Source organism: Dysgonomonas sp. 521, assembly GCF_010501055.1.
Classification (GTDB): domain Bacteria; phylum Bacteroidota; class Bacteroidia; order Bacteroidales; family Dysgonomonadaceae; genus Dysgonomonas.
On the sequence record NZ_QVMO01000174.1, the window covers coordinates 553 to 4,185 of the forward strand.

Genomic DNA, 3,633 nt, shown 5'->3' on the forward strand with positions numbered 1-3,633 from the left:
TAAAGTCTTTCTCTGTTAGATGGCTTTAGCCTTAATCAGGACTTTTAGTCCGTTATATAACCCACCGCCTCTTTAGGCGTGTGGTAATTTAGTTCTCAGATTATGCAAAGCAGCACATGTCGCAAAAATACGTTCAACGAATCTGTTTGCTTTCAGACGACATTCGTCTTTGACAATCCTCATGAATTTGGCGCTTCCAATGGCATGTTCTACACGTACTCGAATGCGGGACACTTCTGTATTGAACTCTTTTTCCTGGTCAGAAAGCACCTTTCCCTTTCTTTTCTTCACAGGTTGTATAATTGTAACCTTTTCTGGCATATACCCTTGATATCCGGTGTCTTGATACAGAATACAAGGAACCGAAAAAGAATACATTGTGTCTGCAATCTTCTTATCATGTGTTTTACCGGAAACGGTTTGGCTGACAAAGAGAATCAAACAAGACACTGTTACCACAACAGCATTCTTAACAGTATGTCGTTTCTTTTTTCCACTGTACTGCTCTTTTTGTTCGTCTGGATCAACCGGACGAGGAATTTCTCTCTCAGTACCATCGTGAAGCAATATGGGCTGAACAGTGCCATCTTTAGAAAGTTCAGACAACCGATCAGAAAGTTCTTTATCCGTCTGCGCGGGCACAAGTCCCATCGTTTCAAGACTCAGACGAAGAACATGGTTCAAACAATGCACAAATGTGTTGCAATGTTTCTGATCCATGCCGAAACAGGCGGCATGATACTCTTGCAGAGGGTTGTTTTTCAAATACACAAGAATAAAGAAAAGGCGATCAGAAACGCTAGGCAAGGGACTGTTCTTATAGATACAAAAACTACGAAGATTACGACGACGTTTACCATTAAGTTCATATTCAGACAAATAATCATCATGGGCAGCCTCAAAGTAGGGAAGCAAATGAAGAAACTGAATATGCGTCAAGCCTGTCAAGGCACGGAAACTTTTAGGATTGTTCTTATGTTCTGTATAATTCATGCTACAAAAATACACGCATACGCGATATATAACAAATCTAATTTACATCAAATCTATTATATCATATTTTATCAAAACTTTCCTACTAAAAATCTGTAACCACAAATAGTTCAGAATCAATTCCAGCGATAATTTGACTGGAATCACTATCTTTGCATCAGAAATTTAGAATTATAACGGATTAATTCCGTTTAGATGTAACATAATATTCGCTGAACCTGCCGCGAAAACTGGAAATTTATAAGGCAAGAGGAAAAAGCAATGTTCATGCTATACATATATGGTATGGCGTGGGCGTGCTTCTGTTTCCTCTTGGGTATTCCAGTACCTCGCGGTGGGATGGTCGTATGTTCCACGCTTCTTTTTTGCGTGTCACTCCGGCGAATAATAACAAGAGTAAATAACGCAAATATTATCAACATGAAAAAGATTATCCTTTACATCGCTTCATCTATTGACGGGCGAATCGCAGAACCGGACGGTGGAATTGAATGGCTTTCGGAATTTCCCATTACAGAAGAAATGAATTATGGCTATAAGGAATTTATGGATTCGACTGATACTATTATCATGGGAGGCCGCTCTTGGCGTGAATTATCAAATATGGATGCGATGGGTGCGTATGCAGACAAAACGGTTTATGTGGTTTCCCGTCATGATTGGGGAGAAAAAGGAAATGTTAAATTCATTACAAAAAATGTGATTGAACACATTCTTGATCTGCGTAATGAACCAGGAAAGGATATTTGGCTGTTTGGCGGTGGCGAGTTGGTTTCGATGCTGCTTGCTGCCGAGTTGGTAGATGAAATGCAGATAACTTATATTCCTGTTATTCTTGGTAAAGGAGTTTCTTTATTCCCCGAACAACCTAAAGAGTCAAAATGGGAACTAACAGAAAGTCAAAGTTATTCTTCTGGTATTTTAATGGTCAAATATCAACGGAAATAAGAGATTAAAACCTGCTTAACCATCACTAACTAAAGCTAATCATTCTTTATTTGGTTTCGGTATTCAGTAGGAGATATCCCCGTGTGTCGTTTAAAATACCGACAAAGATATGATTGATCAGGCAAATTAAGTTGAAAAGCAATTTCTGTAATAGTTAATTCCAAGAAATGCAAAAGAGTTTTTATCTCTAATATTAGTTGTTTATCAATTAGTTGTTTAGGAGATAAATTCAGTGAATATTCAAAAGTAATATCATAGAGGTAACGAGTGGTAATACACAGTTTATCTGCATAAAAGCCAATATCATGATGTTGCCTGCAATAAGTATAAAGCAGAGATATAAAGCTGTGATACAAATTTTGTCTCCGAGAATAACCACTTGTTACCTGATTAAAAAAAGGCTGAACATTTTCCAATACATAAACCATGTAGCTTTGTAGGAAATTTCGCTGCAAAAGGTCTGCATATTTACTTTTCTTTTCTTCGTAAATAAGTCTTGCCATAAGTGGTTAATTTTATACGAAATATCATGTTATGCTTTAAGAATTAGAAAAGTAATTGAGCTTCGCTATTCATATTTCTATATTTGAATGGCGAAACTCCTGTTTGTTTCTTAAAAAACTTGCTAAATGATGAAGAATCTGGGAAATATAGGTTCTCCGATATTTGCTGTATGGTTGAATCCACATCCTTGAGCAATATTTTTGATTCTGTAATGATTCCATCCACTATCCATTGATAAGCTGTTTTCCCGCTTGTATTTTTTAGAACCAGCGATAAATATTGAGGAGTAACAAAGAGCTTATTCGCATAAAACTCAACCTTATGTTCTTTTACGCAGTTATCTTTCAATAGCTCTAAGATAATGTGCTATGCAAAGGATATTCTCCCGAATGGATTCTGGAGGGAGACATAAAAGGATGCTTCGACCATATCAGCCACGAGTGGTTGCTGAACAATATCCCGATGGATAAAGTGATGCTCCGCAAATGGCTGGAATGTGGCTTTGTCTTTAACAAACAGTTGTTTCCGACAGAAGAAGGTACGCCACAGGGCGGTATCATATCGCCGACTTTAGCGAATATGGCTCTGGATGGGTTACAGAAGATTCTTGCTGATAAGTATAAACGAAGAACTATCAAAGGCAAACATTATTCGCCAATGGTGAATCTGATTCGTTATGCCGATGATTTTATCATCACATCAGAAAACAGAGAGGTATTGGATACTGAAATCAAGCCTTTGGTTGCTGAATTTCTCGCCGAAAGAGGATTAACCTTGTCGGAAGAGAAAACAATGATAACCAATATCAATGACGGTTTCGATTTTCTCGGATTCAATATCAGGAAGTATAAGAATCAGATATTGACAAAACCATCCAAGCCTGCACAAAAACGTTTTCTTGCTAAGGTCAGAACGACCATCAAGAGCAACAAAGCGTGCAAGCAGGAGTCACTGATACGGCTATTGAATCCGATGATAACAGGTTGGGGCAACTATTACAGACATGGAGCTACAAGGGATGCATTCCACTGGGCTGACCATCAAATGTTCAATGCACTATGGCAATGGGCTAAACGCAGACACTCGAAAAAGGGTAAACGCTGGATAGCTGACAGATATTGGCATGTAGCAAAAGGAAAGGGATGGCACTTCACATCATACTTTAAGAAGTCAAAAGGAAAGCAGGAT

The 3,633-nt window shown here is 38.2% G+C and carries 4 protein-coding genes and 1 pseudogene; 2 read left to right on the plus strand and 3 right to left on the minus strand.

Translation table 11 applies throughout. The annotated features are described in order from the left end of the window. Positions 1-72: 72 nt before the first annotated feature. Positions 73-993, minus strand: a complete 921-nt coding sequence (locus tag D0T84_RS21655) for a transposase family protein (protein ID WP_163310009.1) — start codon at positions 991-993, stop codon at positions 73-75. Between the two features lie 420 nt (positions 994-1,413). Between D0T84_RS21655 and D0T84_RS21660 the strand changes: the two genes are divergently transcribed. Then, positions 1,414-1,941 (plus strand): dihydrofolate reductase family protein, encoded by a 528-nt coding sequence (locus D0T84_RS21660; RefSeq protein ID WP_255495529.1) that lies wholly within the window; start codon positions 1,414-1,416, stop codon positions 1,939-1,941. 35 nt (positions 1,942-1,976) lie between these two features. On the opposite strand, the gene D0T84_RS21665 is transcribed toward D0T84_RS21660, so the two are convergent. Then, entirely contained in the window at positions 1,977-2,444 is a 468-nt protein-coding gene (locus D0T84_RS21665; RefSeq protein WP_163310010.1) for a helix-turn-helix domain-containing protein, read from the minus strand. 43 nt (positions 2,445-2,487) lie between these two features. Continuing rightward, positions 2,488-2,793, minus strand: coding sequence for a helix-turn-helix domain-containing protein (locus tag D0T84_RS21670; protein WP_163310011.1), 306 nt, complete (start codon positions 2,791-2,793; stop codon positions 2,488-2,490). A gap of 12 nt (positions 2,794-2,805) precedes the next feature. Here D0T84_RS21670 and D0T84_RS21675 point away from each other — a divergent pair. Continuing rightward, positions 2,806-3,633: pseudogene (locus tag D0T84_RS21675) on the plus strand (reverse transcriptase domain-containing protein); the annotation flags it as partial.

Coding starts and splice junctions, on each gene's coding strand:
- D0T84_RS21655 (WP_163310009.1), bottom strand. CDS start 993: ATGAATTATACAGAACATAAGAACAATCCTAAAAGTTTCCGTGCCTTG.
- D0T84_RS21660 (WP_255495529.1), top strand. CDS start 1,414: ATGAAAAAGATTATCCTTTACATCGCTTCATCTATTGACGGGCGAATC.
- D0T84_RS21665 (WP_163310010.1), bottom strand. CDS start 2,444: ATGGCAAGACTTATTTACGAAGAAAAGAAAAGTAAATATGCAGACCTT.